Here is a 17221-nt window from a genome sequence, read left to right on the forward strand (position 1 = left end):
CCACGGTCTAGCTGAAGCGCTATGGGGAACTCAACCGGGCAACGCATCCAGACGCTGGACGGGTTTCGTGCTCTCGCGATCCTGCTTGTAACCGCTTTCCACTTTACGATCACTTTCACAGCCCCGCGCGATCCGTTGAGTCATATCCCTGTCACGTCGCCTTTCTCCGGCTTTCTGCCCTTCGAATATGGATGGATCGGCGTCGAACTCTTTTTCGTGATTTCGGGGTTCGTTATCCTGATGACCCTTCGGAAGAGCGCGGGGATTTTGGACTTCGCCCGCCGCCGTATTGCGCGCATCTGGCCTCCGTTAATCGTCGCCGCGACGCTGACTGCGATAATCGTTCGGATAATTGGCCCCCAAGACTGGCACACGATGCCACAGGACTATGTGGCTAGCCTCCTTCTTCTAGACCCGAAGTTCATGGCGATTGCAGCTCCGGATCTGCCCGTTAAATGGGTGGACCCCGTGTATTGGAGCCTCGCGGTAGAAATACGATTCTATGCGGTGGCGGCGGCAATCTACGCGGTCTCGCGCGAGGCGTTTATCCGAAATTGGCTGATCTGGCAGGCAGCGGTTGCTTTCGCGGCCCTGATTATTGGCACTGAGGGCATGGGCGGACTGATTATAACGGTAGTGGGCATGCCCAAATACCTGCCGTATTTCACGTTCGGCATCTGCTGTTATGAAATCTGGTCACAAGGCAGCGAGCGTCGATGGGCCTTGGCTGGCGCGACCCTCCCGGCGCTGCTCGTGCTTGAAGCGTCGTTGTTTCACGCCGACACCCGATCGCCCCTCGTGCTCGTCGTGGCCAATACGGCGATTTTCTCGCTCTTCGTCCTCTTCCTTCGGGGAAGCTCGACGCTTGCGATCTTCTCATCGCGACCGATGCTCCTGATCGGACAGACGTCCTATTCATTTTACCTGATCCACGACTTCATAGGCGTGTCGCTTATCCGGCTGTTTGTTATTGCCGGAGCCCCATTGCTCGTAGCGGTTCCAATCGTTTACGGGATTTGCCTCGCTGCGGCGGTCGCTATGTTCCGATCGATCGAAATGCGTGGGAAGGATCTCGTGATGCGCTGGACCGACCGCTTAACAAGGCCTCAGCTCGTCCGAAACTTGTAATCATTACGCGCGCAGTACGCCGCCCGTCGGGCTGATCATGAGCGAGCGTGAGGCAAGCAACGTCTGATGTTCCCCACCTCAGCTTGAACGTGATGTCGTCAGCGACGACGCTATCGACGCTATCAAATTCATTCTGAAGGACCAGATTCTTCGCTGATGGCTCAGAAATGTTGCTCGCGATCTTCGCAGAATTGTGGTTGCCGACCCGATTTCCGCCCAGATTTACCGGCAGCAATTCCGAATTCAGGAAGCTCGCTCTGGATTGGGCAGGAAAAACCCTGCGCGGTGCCCATGCCTTGGCGGAGCAGTGTTTGGCGATGGGGCGCGATGCCCTTCCCCCTCGCTCGACGGTACACTGCAGCATCCCAGCCACCGCCTGTCGCATTGGCGGCTTCGCACCTTGTCCTATCTGAGGGAGCCTAGATCGCCGCGTGCACCGCCCGTCGGCGCGGTCGCCAATTCTCGCGGCCTCGTCGCCCAACACATCTCCTGCTGAGAGTGGCCGCTAAGGAAGTCTTAACCCAATTTCTCCACTCTATGATCCCAATGGCCGACCATCTTTCCCCCGATCCGAATTTCGCGAGCGAGCGCCGAAGCGCTCGCCGCAATCTCCCGCTCCTTATTGAAGGCCGCCTGAGTGACGGCGAACGGCTCGCGGTTCAGATATACAATATTTCCGAAACCGGCCTGCTTATGGAATGCGACGCCGACCCCAAAGCCGGTGACCGGATCGAGGTGGATTTACCGCATGCCGGGCTGGTTTCAGCCAAGATCGTGTGGACGAGCGGCCTCCTCTTCGGCTGTCAGTTCCGGAAGCCGCTTTCGGCTGCGGCGTTGAGCGCCGTTCAGCTGCGCAGTGCAGCTACGCCGCATCTCGACGCGCTACCCGAAGAACGCCGCACGATTGCCCATTTCGGCGCGCGCTTGCAAAGGCTGCGTGTCCGCAAGGGCCTAAGCCAGGCCGATATCGCGGCGCATCTCGGCGTTAGCGCGCCTTCGATCTCGGGTTGGGAAAAGGGCCGCGCCCGCCCCAAGAATGCGCGCCTCGATGCACTTGCCGAACTGCTCGGCGTATCGCTCGATGAGCTGATCGACGAACCCGAACCGGAGTCCATCCAGACCGTGATCGATCGCAGCCGCGAGGAGATCGCGCGTGCCGTCGGGACAAGTCCGGAAAAGGTGAAGATTAGCGTCGAGCTTTAACCAGGCGCTCGGCTTCCGCGCCTTCCGAAAATCTGTTCGTTGCGTGGTCTGCCGCGTCGGCAGGTACCTAATCCTGCGCGCCTAATCCGCGCGCGCCATTCATCGCGCTACTCTGTTGCCGCTGTGGTCGATCTCTGCGTTCCCATCACCAATCAAGCGCGATGCCCAATAGCGCCCCCCAATGCCCCGTTTTGGCACAGCTGCGCAGCGTGGCGAACTGATTGACTCCCCGCGCAATATTTCTTACTTTTTGTTAATCATCATCAGGGGAAGTTAACGATGCGCATCAAGACTCTGCTTTGCAGCGCGGCCCTCGCCGCAAGCTCCGTGCTTCTTGCCGCGCCCGCCTCGGCCGCAACCTCGCTCGATACGACGCAGCCATTTACCGGTGCGTGGAGCCCGTTCGGCGACCCTGATACCTCGGCCTATGGCCAGACCTTCACCGTCGGCGCTGACAATGTCCTCGACAGCTTCTCGCTGTATCTCACCGGAGGGGTCACAAACCCGGTCGATTTCCGCGCCTATATCTACGGCTGGGACGGATCGAAGGCGACCGGCGCGCAACTGTTCGCCAGCAGCCTGCAATCCTTTACCGGATCGCTCTACGACAATCCGACCGAGTTTCTTTTCTCGACCGGAGGCCTTGGCCTGACGACCGGCGCCCAGTATGTCGCCTTTCTCTTCGCGGATTTCTCCGGCGCTGAGAGCACCGCATCGATGCCCTATTCGGGTAGCTTCGGCAGCGAACAGATGCCGGGGGGCGGCTTTGTCTACTATAATGCCGGCGACAATTTTGGCGCGCTGACCAGCTCGACTTGGAACAAGGCCTCAGGAGACGACGACGTCTGGTTCAAGGCGAGTTTCTCGCAAGGCGACGTGGGCGCTGTTCCCGAGCCGGCAACCTGGGCGCTTTTCCTGTTCGGCTTCTTTGCCGTCGGGGGCTTGATGCGTTCGGCGAAGCGCGAGCAGAAAGTTCGCGTAACCTACGGCTGAAGCCCTAAGGCCGCTAGCGCTGTCGGGTTCCCTGCTGACCTTCGGCAGGGAATATCGGGAAATCATATTGCCGGAAAATCCGGCCGATCTTGATGTGGGGCTATGGCGAGATGGCGCCTAATGCCCCGCATTTTCGATCGCCACATCATGCAGCGTCATCCGCGCCCCCTTGCTTGGGGCCAGCGCTAAATCGGCGGGCGCGATTGCTGGCCGCCAGGTATCCAGATCTGCAAAAATCTCTTCGGTAATCCCGTGCCCGAGTTGGCCGCGCTTCAAAGAAGCGCAAATGCGGTCGCAAGCTTGAACTCTGCAAGCAAAGCATGGGGGTCGTTCGCGCGAGGGGTCGTTGCGCAACGCCTGGCTATCGCCTAGCCAACGCAAGGGCGCGATAGAAAGGCGTAATCCGCCGAACTGTCCGGGCAGAAATCCGGACTATCGATCGCGGTAATGCAGCGATGCATCAGGACGCAGACTTCACCGACTATTATGAAGATATTGCGTGTCGATTGGCGCCGCGACGCCAAGGCACTTGAGACGGCCTATCGCTCACTCGCCAAAATTTATCATCCCGATCATCACGAGACGGCTGATGTCGTCAAATTCAACCAGGTGATCGAAGCCTATCGCAAGCCGCGTGATGCTGAATTGCGTGCAGAATATGATCTACTCCACAAGGCCCATCGTCCCTGGGCTGACGGCGTACAATCGGCGAGCGCCGGCCTTGATATCGACACCCAGGCAGCACTGGACGATGCGGATGCCCAAAGCCGTATCCTGCGCGAGCTGTACAAGCGTCGCCGACAAAATGCGCAGGACGCCGGCGTCGCGCCCTTCTTCCTTCAGGAAATGCTCGGGTGCAGCGACGAGCATTTCGATTTTCATCGATGGTATCTGAAATCCAAGGGACTGATCGAGACAAACGAGCGCGGAACGCTGGCGATTACCATCGATGGGGTCGATCATGTGATCACCACGTCGCGCACGACGGCCGCAGAACAATTACTGATTGCCCAAACGCGCGAGCGCAAGGGTGAACCAAGGCCATAATTGCCGACGTCAGTCCAGCGTCCCCTCCGCATTTCCGAAGCTGCCGACGACGCGACCGCCAGCGAGGCGGGCAGCAACTCTCGATGACTTGCGAACGAGCTTCAGGCCGACCCGTCGGTGTGGCCGGCCGTCCGCTCTGCTTCGCCTATCGGTTCAGCGACACTTCAGCTCCCCGCGGTCAATGGCACGGCCCAGCAGCCCGCCGCCTGCAGCGCCGATGATCGTTCCTACGGTCCGGTCGCGCCCGCTGGCGAGCTCACGTCCCAACAATGCGCCGACCGCAGCGCCGATAATGAGACCGGTTGTTCCGTTGTCCCGTCGGCAATAATAGCGCCCATCCCGGCCGCGCCACACACGATCGCCGCGCGACAGTCTGCGCGGCTCATAATATCGTCCGTTGCTGTCGTAGAGACTGCGCTCCTTGGCACGTTTGCCATGGGCCGGCGCCCAGGGCGGAGGTTCGGCAAGAGAAGGTGTTGCCGGCGCTACCAGGCTACCGAGCAGAACTGCTGCAATAATCTTCTTCATACTTCAGCTCCCAATCGAGCAAGGCGGGTATCTGCCCCGGACGAGCCGGGCTGTGCTTCGTTGAAGCTAGTACCCGACAAACGTAAGACCGAACGCGCACGCCCGACCATTTTGCGATGGTCCTGCAACGGCCAATCCGCCGATAGGTTGCCAGCAGCCGAATGCCTTGTCCCAAGCGGCAGATGGGCACGGCGATACAAGCTGAGGCCGCGTGTTACGGTCTATCGAAAGCAGCCAGGGCCGGTCAGACGTCCCTTGAGGCTTCGCTCTGACATCGATCGTCGATGCTTTGAATGCGCCGGTGGGACGACAATCCTGACGATTTCTGGTAATTTCCTCGCCACGATATCAGCATTGAATGACCATTAGGGTGGGGGCGAAGCGGATGACGGAAAATTTTGGAGCGCTAGTAGGCTGGGCCCATCATGATGCGGGCGACAAGATCATGCTCCGGCTCGAGAGCGTCAAATCGTCAGAAGCCGCAAGAAAGCACGATCCTGATCTTAGCCGTTTTGTGATGACGAAGCAGCAAGCTGCCATTCTTGGCAATTACCTCATTCAGATTTCCGGACTGTCGCCGCATCATCATGGAAGGCGCGGATGGGCCCGGCGCCTTTTCGGCTGATGGCCCCTCGGTCTTAGCGCACTGGCTCGGTCGGGTATTGCTCACCTGTGGTTTGAATCCATTCACCCTTTCAAAGACGGCAACGGACGTCTCGGTCGCGCCATTGCCGAAAAGGCGCTAGCTCAAGGCCTCGACGCGCCGGCGATTACCGCTCTTGCGGAGATGATCCAGCGGCATCGCAAAGATTATTACACGCAACTTCAGCGAGCGAGCGTGCCGAACCGTATAGACGAGTGGCTCGACTGGTTTTTCGATATTGCCCTTGCGGCTCAACAACGCATGCTCGAGCGGGTTCACTTCCTGATTGCAAAAACCAAGCTGCTTGATCGTCTTCGCGGTCGAATCAACGTGCGACAAGAAAAGGCTCTTTTGCGAATGTTCGCGGAAGGGCCGGATGGCTTCAGAGGAGGTCTGAGCGCCGCAAATTATCGTACATTAACAGGTGCGGCCACTGCCACAGCCACGCGAGACCTTGCTGAACTGGTGCTGCTAGGCGCGCTTCGAAAAGATGGGGAATTTAAGCACACGCGATATCGCCTGCGCACTTAAGGCGAGCAGGCGGACAAAGCCGACGCTCCGCCGCGAAGTAGAGCATAATGGCCTACAAAGGCTGCAGTTTGCGCGACCGCCGGCTGCGGTGTGATGCCGCCGACGCGCGCCTAATCGAGGCTGCTTCCATTTGGGACCTACAGCATCGCCTCGGCAGGGCCTCCGGCACAATAGCTTCCCCACGCGTCCATCAGCCTGACGCGCGCGCCGGGCCGGCCCGGCGTACCAAGATAGGTTGTGCGCCGATAAGCCGCCTCCACGGCATCGGGTGTCTTGTGAGCCAGCGCCGCGTCTACCACCGCATCGGCGAAATCATCGTTCGCCGCCCAGTCGGTAAAGGTGGAACGGAAGCCATGGACATGGAAGGGCACCTCCATGTCGCGTAACACCTTTAGCAGGGTCATGTCGGACATCGGCTTTCCGGCCGCGCCCGGGAAAACGACATTTGTATCGGGAAGGCGAAAGGCATTCGCTTTGGCCAGCACCGCGAGAGCCGCGTCGGACAGCGGAACCATATGTGCCTTGCCCCGCTTCATGTGGTCGGCTGGTATTGTCCAGAAGCGCTCCTCAAGATCGAACTCCGCCCACGTCGCGAGCCGAACTTCCTGGCTGCGCACGCCGGTAAGGATGAGCAGTTCGAGCGCCAACCGGCCGAAAGTAGGCTTTCGCCGCAGGGTTGTGATGAAGTCGGGCAACGCGCTGTAAGGCATGGCCTTGCGATTCTCTCGCGATTTCACCTGACGGGGCAACCCTCGCCCGGCTTTCAGGCTTCCACTGCCCGACGGAGCTTCGGTAGGGCGCCAGCCTTTCGCATTCGCATAATCGAGAACAACGCAGATACGGTTGCGGATCTGACGCGCCGTATCGGGAATCTCCTGCCAGATCGGCGACAACACCTCGATAATATCGGCGGCAGTGATTTGCCCGGTCGGAAGATCGCCCAATTTAGGAAAAGCGTAGCTCTCCAGAGCCGCGAACCACTGGCGCGCATAGATGGCGCTTTTCCAGCTGGCGGCATTCTCGCTATGATATTTGCGCGCCGCTTCGCGGAACGTCACCTTGGCGGCGGCTTCGGCCTTCCTCTCCGCCAGCACATCGCGTCCGTCGATCTTGACTGCCTTGCGAATTTCATGGGCTTTCAGCCGTGCCTCTATAAGCGGAAGCAGCTTGGCGCTGCCCAGGCCGATATCATGGCGTTTGCCGTCGCGTTGCAGCCGGAGAAGCCACGAGGCGCCTCCCCGTTTATCGACCTTCAGAAACAGCCCGTCACCGTCCTGATAGGTCCCAGGATTTCCCAATGCTGCCTTGACCGCCAAAGCTGTTAGCTTTTTCATAGGTTTAATCCAATTTTTTCCCCCACACTTCATTTAGGGGTCGAAAAACCTTCCCCCACATTTTCCCCCAACTTTTTTTCGCGCTGCAGTGATATGGCATGGGATGCAGAGGACCGACAAAGGGATAATACCCCAGGTTTTCTGCGGCTTCCAGCGATTTCAGGAGATGCCCTCGGACCGGAGGGTGGTGGACAGGGCTGGATTCGAACCAGCGTACGGGAAACCCGGGCAGATTTACAGTCTGCTGCCTTTAACCACTCGGCCACCTGTCCATGGGGTCCGCGTTGGGAAGCGGTCCAATGGCGAAAGGAGTCTTGCCTGTCAATGGCAGTCATGGGAAAGGCCGCCGCTATGAGACAATTTTCCCGTCATCGCCGCCCACAGGGGCAGACTCCGCGTGGTCAGGGCGTCCGTTTCTGGGGACGCCACGCCGTTCTGGCCGCGCTCGCGAACCCCGAGCGTCGCGTCAAGCGAATCTGGGGGACGCGCGAAGCGCTCGGCCAGCTCGATTTGCCGCCGGTTGTTCCCATCAGTTTTGCCGACGTTGCCGACTTGGCGCGGCTCGTCGCGCGCGATGCCCCGCATCAGGGGCTGGTGATCGAGGTCGATCCGCTCGACGAGATCTATCTCGGCGATCTGTTGCAGGACGAAGTCGATGCGGAGAGCAAGCGGCCGATCGTCGTCCTCGACCAGGTCACCGATCCGCACAATATCGGCGCGGTGCTGCGCTCCGCCGCGGCTTTCGACGCCGCCGCTATCGTCACGCAGGACCGCCACAGCCCGCCCGAAAGCGGCGTGATCGCACGCTCGGCATCGGGCGCGCTCGAAACCGTGCCGTGGGTTCGCGTCGTCAATCTGTCGCGGGCGCTCGAGGAAATCGCCGAAGCGCAATATTGGCGAATCGGCCTGACGGGCGACACCGAAACGACGCTGGGCGACACGCTGGATGGCAGCAAGGTCGCGCTGGTGCTCGGGTCCGAAGGCGACGGCATGCGGCACAATGTCATGGAACATTGCGACGTGCTGGCAAAGCTCCCCATCTCGCCGCGGATGGAGAGCCTCAACATCTCGAATGCTGCGGCGATCGCGCTCTACGCGGTCGCGACGGCTGGAGCCTGAGCCCATGAGCAGTCACCCCGGCGAAGGCCGGGGTCTCAACTTCGCGTTATAGCTGAACCGTGGACGTCCCGGCCTTTGCCGGGATGACGAATGGAATCAATCCTCGGCGGCGATCCGCACCTTCAGCCCGTCGAGCGCGTCGCTGAACGGAATCTGGCACGACAGGCGCGAGGTGTCGTCGCGGTCGCTGGTCGAATCGAGCAGATCATTCTCGTCCTCGCTCATCGCAGGAAGCGCCGCGGCGTCGCCCGCCTCGACATGGACGTGGCAGGTCGCGCACGAACAGCAGCCGCCGCACAGCGCGAGCAGTTCGTCGAAACCGGCGTCGCGGATATTTTCCATCACGGTCAGGCTGGTATCGCCCTCGATTTCATGTTCGGTTCCGTCGCGCGTCACGACAATCAGCTTGGCCATGCTCGTCCCCATAGTTTCGATTCGGCAGGGCTATGTCGTGCGTTGCGTGGCAAATCAAGCGTTGCTAATGACGGCAGCCGGAACAAAAGGAGAATATCAATGGGGCTGTCGCAGGAGCAATTGAACGCCGGGATCGATGCGCTTGCGGCGCGCGAGCCCAATTTCGCGCGCGCGCTGGGCAATGCCGGCTATCCCGAACCGCGCATCCGCGAGCCCGGCTATACGACGTTGCTGCGTACCATCGTCGGCCAGCAGGTCAGCGTCGCAGCGGCAACCTCGATCTGGAACAAGCTGGAAGCGGGCTTCGGGGCGGGTTGCCCCGCCGAGGTGATGGCGGCCGCGGAGTTCGACGCCCTTCGCGCCTGCGGCCTCTCGGCGCAAAAGCAGGACTATGCCAAAAGTCTCGCGCAACTCGTGCTCGATGGCGAGCTCGATTTCGCCGCCCTCCCTGCCGATGATGAAGAGGCGATCGCGCTGCTGACAAAGGTCAAGGGCATCGGACGCTGGTCGGCCGAAATCTATCTGCTCTTTGCCGAGGGGCGTCCCGACATCTGGCCCGCCGGCGACCTGGCGGTCCAGGAGGCCGTGGGCCGCATCCTCCGCCTCGACGCACGCCCGAGCGAGAAGCGCGTCCGCGAAATCGGCGAGGCATGGCGTCCCCACCGCGGCGCCGCCGCAATCTTCAGCTGGCATTGCTACAATATGGATGTGATTTAGCCACGCGGTCGGTCCCCCACCCTCGTCATTCCCGCGAAAGCGGGAACCGGGTAGCCGCGCCAAACAAAAAGGCCGGGCGGAGCATCCTCCACCCGGCCTTCATTGTTTCATCGCCGCAGGATCAATCCTTGGCGGCAGCCTTTTTGGCCGGAGCCTTTTTGGCAGGCCCCTTCTTGGCGGCTGCCGGCTTTTCCTCGGCATCGGCCTTGGCCGCAGCCTTCTTCGCCGGCGCCTTCTTGGCCGGAGCTTCGGCCTTTTCGGCCTTGGCTTCGTCCTTCACCGCGTCCTTCTTGGCAGCGGGCTTTTTCGCGGCCGCCTTTTTGGCGGGCTTGGCGTCATGATCATGGTCGTGGCCACAGCCCGGACCATGGACGTGATCGTCATCGGCTTCGATCGCGGCTTCCAGCTCTTCGCGGGTCACTTCGCGATCGCTGATTTCCGCCTTTTCAAACAGGAAGTCGACGACCTTGTCCTCGTACAGCGGAGCGCGAAGCTGCGCCGCCGCGAGCGCGTCCTGCTGGACATATTCGACGAAGCGCTGGCGGTCTTCGGGGCGATATTGCTGCGCCGCCTGCATGACCAGACGCTGCATCTCCTGCGCGCTGACCTGCACGCCATGCGCCTGGCCGATCTCCGAGAGGAGCAGGCCAAGGCGGACGCGGCGCACCGCGATGCTGCGATATTCGTCGCGATCCTTTTCGAGTTCGGCCTTCGCCGCTTCGGGATCGGCTTCGTGGCTCGCTTCATGTTCGAGCTGCTGCCAGATCTGTCCGAATTCGGCTTCGACCATCGTCGGCGGCACATCGAAATCGTGGCTCGCGGCGAGCTGGTCGAGCAGCTTGCGCTTCATATAGGTGCGCGTCAGGCCATTATGTTCCTGTTCGACCTGGCCCTGCATAAGCTCCTTGAGCTTTTCCAGGCTCTCGAGGCCGAGCGACTTGGCGAACTCGTCGTCGATCGCGGTCTTGGCGGGAACCTTCACTTCCTTCACCTTCACGGCGAATTCGGCGGGCTTGCCCTTCAGATTTTCGACCGGATATTCGTCGGGGAAGCTGACCTTCACGGTCTTTTCGTCACCGACCTTCACGCCGACGAGCTGATCCTCGAAACCGGGGATGAGCTGGCCCGAACCGATTTCGACCGCCATGTCTTCGCCCGTGCCGCCATCGAAGGCGACGCCATCGACGCTGCCGGCGAAGTCGATGATGACCTGATCGCCGGTCGCGGCTTTCTTGATCTTGGGCGCCTCTTCGAAGCGCTTCATCTGCGCGGCGAATTCCTCGATCTTGGCCATCACGGCCGCATCGTCGGCCGCGACGGTCAGGCGCTCGAGCTTCAGCCCGTCGATCGACGGCGCCTCGATTTCGGGCAGCACTTCGAGCGCGACCGTCAACTCGGCGTCCTTGCCGCGTTCATAGCCGTCGTCCAGGCTGACGGCAGGCTGCAGCGCCGGACGAAGCTTTTCCTTCGTCATCAGATCGCGCACGCCGGCATCGATCGCCTTGTTCAGCGCGTCGGCCGACAGCGCTTCGCCGTGCATCTTGCGGATCAGGTTCGGCGGCACCTTGCCGGGGCGGAAGCCGGGCATGCGCACGGTCGGCGCGATCGCCTTGACTTCGTCATCGACGCGCGCGTCGATGTCCTTCGCGGTGATGGTCAGGCGATATTCGCGCTTCAGGCCTTCGTTCAGCGTTTCGACGGTCTTCATTGCCTTGGTCTTATCCTTGCTCAAAATCTCGTATCGCAAACCCGGCCCGAAAGCTGGGTTCTTCTATCCGACCTCGCTCTTACGGAAGTGGTGCGGGCGAAGGGACTCGAACCCCCACATCTTGCGATACTGGTACCTAAAACCAGCGCGTCTACCAATTCCGCCACGCCCGCATGAGCTGTCGGCCGGGTGCACGAATCCATGCGCTGTGCCGCGCACGCCCGTGCGGGCCGGGCGGGGCTATAGCAGACGCGTGGCCGAGGGCAAGGGCGGAAAGCCGCGATATTCCGTGAGCGGAACGATGAACGCGGCTATAGGTTGTTGGAGTCCAAGGAGACGATCATGACCAGCGGCACCAACAGCCTGCCTGACCCCCTTCCCAAGCCCAAGCCCGATATCATCGAGCCGCAGTCGCCGCCCGAAAGACCGGCGCAACCCACGCCACACGAAGACCCCGCGGGGCAGCCGCAGGAAATACCCGGAAGCCCCGGCGGCAGCGATATCGACGAGCCCGGCCGCGGCCCCGATGAAGCGCCGCCGCAGCACATTTAGTTTGCTAAGCGCTTGACCGTTCCCCTTCCCCGCCGCCAAGAAGGCCGCGGGAGAGAGGGCTATGAAAAAGACCATTGGGGCGTTCGCCCTTTTCGCCGCGCTGAACGTGCAGTCAGCGGGCGCGCAGGATCGTCCGACCATCTATCGCGGCGGACCGATTGTCACGATGGACGGCGACACGCCGCATCTGGCCAAGGCCGTCGTCGCCAGCGACGGCAAGATAATTTTCGTCGGCGATGAAAAGGGCGCGCGCCGCGCCGCCGGCAAGGACGCCGTGATCCACGATCTCGCCGGTGCGACGATGCTGCCTGGCTTCGTCGACGCCCATTCGCATTTCGCCGTCGCGCTCCAGATGTCGGGCGGGCTCGACCTGTGGGACAAGTCGCTGCCGCCCGTCACCGACATCGCCAGCCTGCAAGGCGTGGTCCGCGATTTCATAGCGCGGCGCGCCATTCCAAAGGGCGGCTGGGTGGTCGTGTGGCAATATAATGACGAAGCGCTGAAAGAGCGGCGTCATATCACCCGCGCCGAGCTCGACGCGGTATCGCCCGATCACAAGATCGTCGTGCTGCACATCTCGCTCCACGGGCTCGTCGCGAACAGCGCAGCACTCGCCGCGGCGGGGCTGTCGGACGCGAGCCAGCCGCCGCCGGGCGGGCTGATGTTGCGCGACGACGCCGGACGGCTGAACGGCGTGCTGCTCGAAAAGGCGATGTACCAGATGCTGCCCGCGATGCCGCAGCCGACGGCGGAACAGAAGCTCGCGATGCTCGATGCGGCGCAGGCGCGCTATTTCGCCGAAGGCTACACCCATGCGCAGGACGGCGCGACCTCGCCCGCCGACCTGGGCTTTTTCACCAGCGATGCGGCCCGCGCGCGGCTCAAGATCGATCTGGCGCTGCTGCCCATCTATACCGGACTCGACGCGTTGCTCGCGAACCCTGACATCCGCTTCCGCACCTACCAAGGCCATGTGAAGATCGAGGGGGTCAAGTTCATCCTTGACGGCAGCCCGCAGGCACGCACCGCCTATTTCACGCGCGATTACGAACGCGGCAGCCCGAGCGGCGACCACCCGTGGCACGGGCAGCCGATCGTCAGCCAGGAAGAGTTCGACACGCTGGCCCGCAAGGTCTACGACCGCGGCTGGCAGATATTCGTCCACGCCAATGGCGACGCCGCGATCGACATGGCGATCAAGGGCTTCGATGCACTGGGGATCAAGGCCGCCGACGATCGCCGCCCGATTGTCATTCACTCGCAGTTCCAGCGCCCTGACCAATTGCCCGCCTATGCCCGCATCGGTGTCGGCCCGGCCTATTTCTCAAACCACACCTGGTATTGGGGTGACGTCCACCGCAGCAATTTCCCGAAGGAGGTGGTCGATTTCATCAGCCCCTTCCGTGCCGCGCGCGAAGCCGGCCTGATCGCGTCGAACCACAGCGATTTCAGCGTTACGCCGCTCGACACGCGCTTCATGCTCTGGACGTCGATGGCGCGCGTCTCCCCCACCGGCGTCGTCGCCGGCGCCGACCAGCGGCTTGACGCCTATGAAGGATTGCAGGCGCTCACGACCGCTCCCGCGTGGCAGGTTTTCGAGGAGAATCGCAAGGGTCGCATCAAGGCCGGGCTGCTCGCCGACTTCGTGATCCTCGACAAAAATCCGCTGGCGTCGCCGGTCGATGCCATCAAGGACATCAAGGTGCTGGAAACGGTGAAGGAAGGCCGGACGGTGTGGAAGGCGTCCGCCAACTAAGGGTGGCCGCCCTCCCCTCCAACATTGCCAGCGCCTTCAGGAAAGCGCCTTTTTCAGCAGCTCGTTCACGACCTGCGGGTTCGCCTTGCCCTGCATCGCCTTCATCGTCTGACCGACGAAGAAGCCGAACAGCGCTTCCTTGCCCCCCTTATACTGCTCGACCTTGTCGGCATTGGCGGCAAGAACCTTGGCGATTTCGGCCTCGATCGCGCCCGTGTCGCTCGTCTGCTTGAGGCCCTCGCGATCGACGATCGCGGCTGCGCCGTCGCCGGTTTCGAGCATCTTTTCGAAGACCTGTTTCGCAATCGTGCCCGAAATCGTGCCGTCGGCAACCAGGCCGAGCAGTTCGCCCGCCTGCGCCGGGGTCACCGGGCAATCGCCGATGTCCTTGCCGAGACGGTTTAGTGCGCCGAACAGCTCGCTGGTCACCCAGTTCGCCGCCGCCTTGGGCTCGGCGCCGGTTTCGAGCAGTGCGTCGAACCAGCGCGCGTTTTCGACCTCGGCGGTCAACACGTCGGCATTATAGGCCGAAATGCCCAGCCCCAGGTAGCGCGCGCGCTTGGCGTCGGGCAGTTCGGGCAAGCTGGCGCGGCACTCGGCGAGGAAGTCATCGTCGAGTTCGAGCGGCAACAGATCGGGATCGGGGAAATAGCGATAGTCGTGCGCGTCTTCCTTCGACCGCATCGTGCGCGTCGTTCCCGTGTCGGGGTTGAAGAGGCGCGTTTCCTGGTCGACCGTGCCGCCGGCCTCCAGCACCTCGACCTGGCGCTTTGCTTCATATTCGATCGTCTGCATGACGAAGCGCACCGAGTTCACATTCTTCGTCTCGGTGCGCGTGCCGAATTCGTCGCCGGGCTTGCGGACGCTGACGTTGACGTCGGCGCGCATCGAGCCTTCTTCCATATTGCCGTCGCACGATCCGACATAGCGCAGGATCGCACGCAGCTTGCGGACATAGGCCCCGGCCTCGGCGGGCGAGCGCATGTCGGGCTTCGACACGATTTCCATCAGCGCGACGCCCGAACGGTTCAAATCGACGAACGACATCGTCGGATGCTGGTCGTGCATCAGCTTGCCGGCATCCTGCTCGACATGGATGCGTTCGATGCCGATCACCTTGTCGGCGGCGATTCCGGCCTTCTCATCGGCCTCGATATGCAGCGAGCCTTCGCCGACAAGCGGATGATAGAGCTGGGAAATCTGGTATCCCTGCGGCAGATCGGCGTAGAAATAATTCTTGCGGTCGAAGCGCGACCATTTGTTGATCTGCGCATCGATCGCCATGCCGGTGCGCACCGCCTGGCGGATGCACTCGCGGTTCGGCACCGGCAGCATGCCCGGCATCGCGGCGTCGACGAGGCTCACCTGCGTATTGGGTTCGGCCCCGAACGCCGTCGCGGCGCCCGAGAACAGCTTGGCGTTGGAGGTGACCTGCGCATGGACCTCGAGGCCGATCACGACCTCCCACTCGCCGGTTTCGCCCTTGATGCGATAGTCAGACATCTTCGTTCCTTCTTGTATCCCCGCGAAGGCGGGGATCCAGTGCGGGGCAGCGCTAGGCCGCTCTGGGCTCCCGCCTTCGCGGGAGCACACCGCTAAATCACCACCACTTCTCCGCCCGCGCGGTGAAACCCGCGCGTTCCTCGATCGCCAGCCCGGCGTTGAGTACGCCCTGCTCGTCGAACGCCTTGCCGATGATCTGCAAGCCGAGCGGCAGCCCTTCGCGGTTCAGCGCCGCGGGGACCGACATCGCGGGGAGGCCGGCGAGGCTCGCGGGCACCGCGAATACGTCGTTCAAATACATCGACAGCGGATCGGCGGTTTTTTCGCCCAAACCGAACGCCGCCGACGGCGCGGTCGGCGCGAGGATCACGTCGCACGTCTCGAACGCCGCGGTAAAGTCGCGCGAGATCAGCGCCCGCACCTTTTGCGCCTGCGTGTAATAGGCGTCGTAGAAGCCCGCCGAGAGCACATAGGTGCCGATCATGATGCGGCGCTTGACCTCGGGACCGAAACCGTCGGCACGCGTCGCGGCGTACATGTCCTGCAAGCCCGCACCCTGCGGCAGATCGCGCAAACCATAGCGCACGCCGTCATAGCGCGCGAGGTTCGACGAGGCCTCGGCCGGCGCGATGATATAATAGGTCGGCAGCGCATATTTGGTGTGCGGCAGGCTGATCTCGACGACCTCGGCCCCCGCATCCTTCAACATCGCGATGCCGGCGTCCCACATTGCGTCGATCTCGGGATCGATGCCCTCAAGGCGATATTCTTTGGGAATACCGACCTTTTTGCCTTTGAGATCGCTCGACAAGGCCGCTTCCCAATTCGGCACGGGCAGGTCGAGGCTGGTCGCATCCTTCGGATCGAAGCCCGCCATATTTTCGAGCATGATCGCGCAGTCGCGAACATCGCGCGCCATCGGCCCCGCCTGGTCGAGCGAGCTGGCGAAAGCGACGATGCCCCAGCGCGAGCAGCGGCCATAGGTCGGCTTGATGCCCGAAATGCCCACGAAAGCCGCAGGCTGGCGGATCGAGCCGCCGGTGTCGGTGCCGGTCGCCGCAGGGCAGAGCCGCGCCGCTATCGCTGCAGACGAACCGCCCGACGACCCGCCCGGCGCGAGCGCGGCATTACCGCCGTCGTTGCGCTTCCACGGGCTGATCACATTGCCGAAATAGCTCGTCTCGTTCGACGAGCCCATCGCGAACTGGTCGAGGTTGAGCTTGCCGAGCATCCCGCAACCCGCGTCCCACAATTTCTGGCTGACGGTCGATTCATAGCGCGGCACAAAGCCTTCGAGCATATGGCTCGCGGCGGTCGTCTGGACGCCGTTCGTCGCGAACAGATCCTTCATGCCGATCGGCACGCCCGACAGCGGCTTCAGCGTTCCGGCCGCGCGGTCGGCATCCGCCACTTTGGCGGCCTCGACCGCGCGGTCGGGCGTTTCCACGATGAAGGCATTGAGCGCCTTGGCCGCGGCGACGTTCGCGTTGAACGCCTCGGCCACTTCGACGGCCGAAAAATCACCGGCGCGGTGGCCGTCGCGAATTTCTGCAACGGTGAGATTCGTAAGATCTGTCATTTCCCAAACCCGCTCGTGCTGAGCTTGTCGAAGCACCGTTCTTCATTTTTCGAACGGTGAAGAGAAGAACCGCCCGTCTCCCGGACTTGATCCGGGGTCAGGGCAAACGGAAAAAGAGCAAGGCGTATCATTCGATCACCTTCGGCACGCCAAAGAAGCCGTGCTGCGGTTCGGGCGCATTGGCAAGAATATCGTCGCGGCGGCCCCCGCCGGTCAGCGGGTCGGCATCAACCACATCGTCGCGCAGGCGCAGCGTGTTCGGGATGACGGCGGTCATCGGCTCGACGCCGGTCACATCGACCTCGCCCAATTGCTCGACCCAGCCGAGGATACCGTTGAGTTCGCCTTCCATCGCCGCCGCTTCGTCATCGGTGATGGCGATGCGCGCGAGCGACGCAATTTTCCGGACTGTTGCTTGATCGATTGCCATGTCTGTCGCCTTATCGGGAGAAGCAGCGCCGCTAGC

18 protein-coding genes, 2 tRNA genes and 1 pseudogene are annotated in these 17221 nt (G+C 62.1%); 11 read left to right on the plus strand and 10 right to left on the minus strand.

Features of this window, described 5'->3' with window-relative positions; translation table 11 throughout:
* Positions 1-21: 21 nt before the first annotated feature.
* The 3 genes from P1IM2_RS07635 (at position 22) to P1IM2_RS18905 (ending at position 3324) form a co-directional block, all read left to right on the plus strand.
* Positions 22-1128, plus strand: a complete 1107-nt coding sequence (locus P1IM2_RS07635; protein ID WP_186402026.1) for an acyltransferase family protein — start codon at positions 22-24, stop codon at positions 1126-1128.
* Positions 1129-1674: 546 nt separating this feature from the next.
* Positions 1675-2331: a helix-turn-helix domain-containing protein gene (locus P1IM2_RS07640; protein WP_186402027.1), complete on the plus strand. Its 657-nt coding sequence runs from the start codon at positions 1675-1677 to the stop codon at positions 2329-2331.
* Between the two features lie 279 nt (positions 2332-2610).
* Positions 2611-3324: a PEPxxWA-CTERM sorting domain-containing protein gene (locus P1IM2_RS18905; RefSeq protein WP_260833951.1), complete on the plus strand. Its 714-nt coding sequence runs from the start codon at positions 2611-2613 to the stop codon at positions 3322-3324.
* 117 nt (positions 3325-3441) lie between these two features.
* Here the strand turns inward: P1IM2_RS18905 and P1IM2_RS07650 are convergent, their stop codons facing one another.
* Complete coding sequence (locus P1IM2_RS07650) at positions 3442-3600, minus strand: hypothetical protein (protein WP_186402028.1); 159 nt, start codon at positions 3598-3600, stop codon at positions 3442-3444.
* Positions 3601-3810: 210 nt separating this feature from the next.
* Between P1IM2_RS07650 and P1IM2_RS07655 the strand changes: the two genes are divergently transcribed.
* Positions 3811-4371, plus strand: a complete 561-nt coding sequence (locus P1IM2_RS07655; protein ID WP_186402029.1) for a J domain-containing protein — start codon at positions 3811-3813, stop codon at positions 4369-4371.
* Between the two features lie 153 nt (positions 4372-4524).
* Here P1IM2_RS07655 and P1IM2_RS07660 read toward each other — a convergent pair whose 3' ends face one another.
* Positions 4525-4899, minus strand: a complete 375-nt coding sequence (locus P1IM2_RS07660; RefSeq protein WP_062902567.1) for a glycine zipper 2TM domain-containing protein — start codon at positions 4897-4899, stop codon at positions 4525-4527.
* A 358-nt stretch (positions 4900-5257) separates the two neighbouring features.
* Here P1IM2_RS07660 and P1IM2_RS07665 point away from each other — a divergent pair, with 358 nt between their 5' ends.
* The 3 genes and pseudogenes from P1IM2_RS07665 to P1IM2_RS07670 all read left to right on the plus strand — a co-directional run bounded on the left by P1IM2_RS07665 (position 5258) and on the right by P1IM2_RS07670 (position 6073).
* Positions 5258-5524 carry a hypothetical protein gene (locus P1IM2_RS07665; protein WP_186402030.1) on the plus strand — a complete coding sequence of 89 codons (267 nt, stop codon included), beginning with the start codon at positions 5258-5260 and terminating at the stop codon, positions 5522-5524.
* A gap of 21 nt (positions 5525-5545) precedes the next feature.
* Positions 5546-5629 (plus strand): annotated as a pseudogene (locus P1IM2_RS18910) (Fic family protein); the annotation flags it as partial.
* Positions 5630-5686: 57 nt separating this feature from the next.
* On the plus strand, positions 5687-6073 hold the full coding sequence (locus tag P1IM2_RS07670) for a hypothetical protein (RefSeq protein ID WP_234178803.1): 387 nt from the start codon (positions 5687-5689) through the stop codon (positions 6071-6073).
* Between the two features lie 137 nt (positions 6074-6210).
* Here the strand turns inward: P1IM2_RS07670 and P1IM2_RS07675 are convergent, their stop codons facing one another.
* Positions 6211-7440: a site-specific integrase gene (locus P1IM2_RS07675; RefSeq protein WP_260833952.1), complete on the minus strand. Its 1230-nt coding sequence runs from the start codon at positions 7438-7440 to the stop codon at positions 6211-6213.
* Positions 7441-7592: 152 nt separating this feature from the next.
* Positions 7593-7679, minus strand: a tRNA-Tyr gene (locus P1IM2_RS07680).
* A gap of 79 nt (positions 7680-7758) precedes the next feature.
* On the opposite strand from P1IM2_RS07680, the gene rlmB reads away from it, so the two are divergent.
* Positions 7759-8526: a 23S rRNA (guanosine(2251)-2'-O)-methyltransferase RlmB gene (gene rlmB / locus P1IM2_RS07685; RefSeq protein WP_040589946.1), complete on the plus strand. Its 768-nt coding sequence runs from the start codon at positions 7759-7761 to the stop codon at positions 8524-8526.
* Between the two features lie 96 nt (positions 8527-8622).
* Here the strand turns inward: rlmB and P1IM2_RS07690 are convergent, their stop codons facing one another.
* Complete coding sequence (locus P1IM2_RS07690; protein ID WP_003043571.1) at positions 8623-8940, minus strand: 2Fe-2S iron-sulfur cluster-binding protein; 318 nt, start codon at positions 8938-8940, stop codon at positions 8623-8625.
* A gap of 99 nt (positions 8941-9039) precedes the next feature.
* Here P1IM2_RS07690 and P1IM2_RS07695 point away from each other — a divergent pair, with 99 nt between their 5' ends.
* Complete coding sequence (locus tag P1IM2_RS07695; protein WP_186402031.1) at positions 9040-9657, plus strand: DNA-3-methyladenine glycosylase; 618 nt, start codon at positions 9040-9042, stop codon at positions 9655-9657.
* A 121-nt stretch (positions 9658-9778) separates the two neighbouring features.
* On the opposite strand, the gene tig is transcribed toward P1IM2_RS07695, so the two are convergent.
* Positions 9779-11365, minus strand: coding sequence for a trigger factor (gene tig, locus P1IM2_RS07700; protein ID WP_186402511.1), 1587 nt, complete (start codon positions 11363-11365; stop codon positions 9779-9781).
* An 88-nt stretch (positions 11366-11453) separates the two neighbouring features.
* A tRNA-Leu gene (locus P1IM2_RS07705) sits at positions 11454-11538 on the minus strand.
* Positions 11539-11707: 169 nt separating this feature from the next.
* Here P1IM2_RS07705 and P1IM2_RS07710 point away from each other — a divergent pair.
* Together P1IM2_RS07710 and P1IM2_RS07715 are read left to right on the plus strand one after the other, a co-directional pair.
* Entirely contained in the window at positions 11708-11917 is a 210-nt protein-coding gene (locus P1IM2_RS07710; protein WP_186402032.1) for a hypothetical protein, read from the plus strand.
* Between the two features lie 61 nt (positions 11918-11978).
* Positions 11979-13673, plus strand: coding sequence for an amidohydrolase (locus P1IM2_RS07715; RefSeq protein WP_186402033.1), 1695 nt, complete (start codon positions 11979-11981; stop codon positions 13671-13673).
* 36 nt (positions 13674-13709) lie between these two features.
* Here the strand turns inward: P1IM2_RS07715 and gatB are convergent, their stop codons facing one another.
* The 3 genes from gatB to gatC all read right to left on the minus strand — a co-directional run bounded on the left by gatB (position 13710) and on the right by gatC (position 17185).
* Positions 13710-15176 (minus strand): Asp-tRNA(Asn)/Glu-tRNA(Gln) amidotransferase subunit GatB, encoded by a 1467-nt coding sequence (gatB, locus tag P1IM2_RS07720; RefSeq protein WP_062902571.1) that lies wholly within the window; start codon positions 15174-15176, stop codon positions 13710-13712.
* A 97-nt stretch (positions 15177-15273) separates the two neighbouring features.
* Positions 15274-16755 (minus strand): Asp-tRNA(Asn)/Glu-tRNA(Gln) amidotransferase subunit GatA, encoded by a 1482-nt coding sequence (gatA, locus tag P1IM2_RS07725; RefSeq protein WP_186402034.1) that lies wholly within the window; start codon positions 16753-16755, stop codon positions 15274-15276.
* Between the two features lie 127 nt (positions 16756-16882).
* Positions 16883-17185: an Asp-tRNA(Asn)/Glu-tRNA(Gln) amidotransferase subunit GatC gene (gene gatC, locus P1IM2_RS07730; protein WP_058811578.1), complete on the minus strand. Its 303-nt coding sequence runs from the start codon at positions 17183-17185 to the stop codon at positions 16883-16885.
* Positions 17186-17221: the final 36 nt, after the last annotated feature.

The organism is Sphingopyxis sp. P1IMeth2 (assembly GCF_900185685.1).
Classification (GTDB): domain Bacteria; phylum Pseudomonadota; class Alphaproteobacteria; order Sphingomonadales; family Sphingomonadaceae; genus Sphingopyxis; species Sphingopyxis terrae_A.

Coding starts and splice junctions, on each gene's coding strand:
- P1IM2_RS07635 (WP_186402026.1), top strand. CDS start 22: ATGGGGAACTCAACCGGGCAACGCATCCAGACGCTGGACGGGTTTCGT.
- P1IM2_RS07640 (WP_186402027.1), top strand. CDS start 1,675: ATGGCCGACCATCTTTCCCCCGATCCGAATTTCGCGAGCGAGCGCCGA.
- P1IM2_RS18905 (WP_260833951.1), top strand. CDS start 2,611: ATGCGCATCAAGACTCTGCTTTGCAGCGCGGCCCTCGCCGCAAGCTCC.
- P1IM2_RS07655 (WP_186402029.1), top strand. CDS start 3,811: ATGAAGATATTGCGTGTCGATTGGCGCCGCGACGCCAAGGCACTTGAG.
- P1IM2_RS07660 (WP_062902567.1), bottom strand. CDS start 4,899: ATGAAGAAGATTATTGCAGCAGTTCTGCTCGGTAGCCTGGTAGCGCCG.
- P1IM2_RS07665 (WP_186402030.1), top strand. CDS start 5,258: ATGACCATTAGGGTGGGGGCGAAGCGGATGACGGAAAATTTTGGAGCG.
- P1IM2_RS07670 (WP_234178803.1), top strand. CDS start 5,687: ATGATCCAGCGGCATCGCAAAGATTATTACACGCAACTTCAGCGAGCG.
- P1IM2_RS07675 (WP_260833952.1), bottom strand. CDS start 7,440: ATGAAGTGTGGGGGAAAAAATTGGATTAAACCTATGAAAAAGCTAACA.
- rlmB (WP_040589946.1), top strand. CDS start 7,759: ATGAGACAATTTTCCCGTCATCGCCGCCCACAGGGGCAGACTCCGCGT.
- P1IM2_RS07690 (WP_003043571.1), bottom strand. CDS start 8,940: ATGGCCAAGCTGATTGTCGTGACGCGCGACGGAACCGAACATGAAATC.
- P1IM2_RS07695 (WP_186402031.1), top strand. CDS start 9,040: ATGGGGCTGTCGCAGGAGCAATTGAACGCCGGGATCGATGCGCTTGCG.
- tig (WP_186402511.1), bottom strand. CDS start 11,365: ATGAAGACCGTCGAAACGCTGAACGAAGGCCTGAAGCGCGAATATCGC.
- P1IM2_RS07710 (WP_186402032.1), top strand. CDS start 11,708: ATGACCAGCGGCACCAACAGCCTGCCTGACCCCCTTCCCAAGCCCAAG.
- P1IM2_RS07715 (WP_186402033.1), top strand. CDS start 11,979: ATGAAAAAGACCATTGGGGCGTTCGCCCTTTTCGCCGCGCTGAACGTG.
- gatB (WP_062902571.1), bottom strand. CDS start 15,176: ATGTCTGACTATCGCATCAAGGGCGAAACCGGCGAGTGGGAGGTCGTG.
- gatA (WP_186402034.1), bottom strand. CDS start 16,755: ATGACAGATCTTACGAATCTCACCGTTGCAGAAATTCGCGACGGCCAC.
- gatC (WP_058811578.1), bottom strand. CDS start 17,185: ATGGCAATCGATCAAGCAACAGTCCGGAAAATTGCGTCGCTCGCGCGC.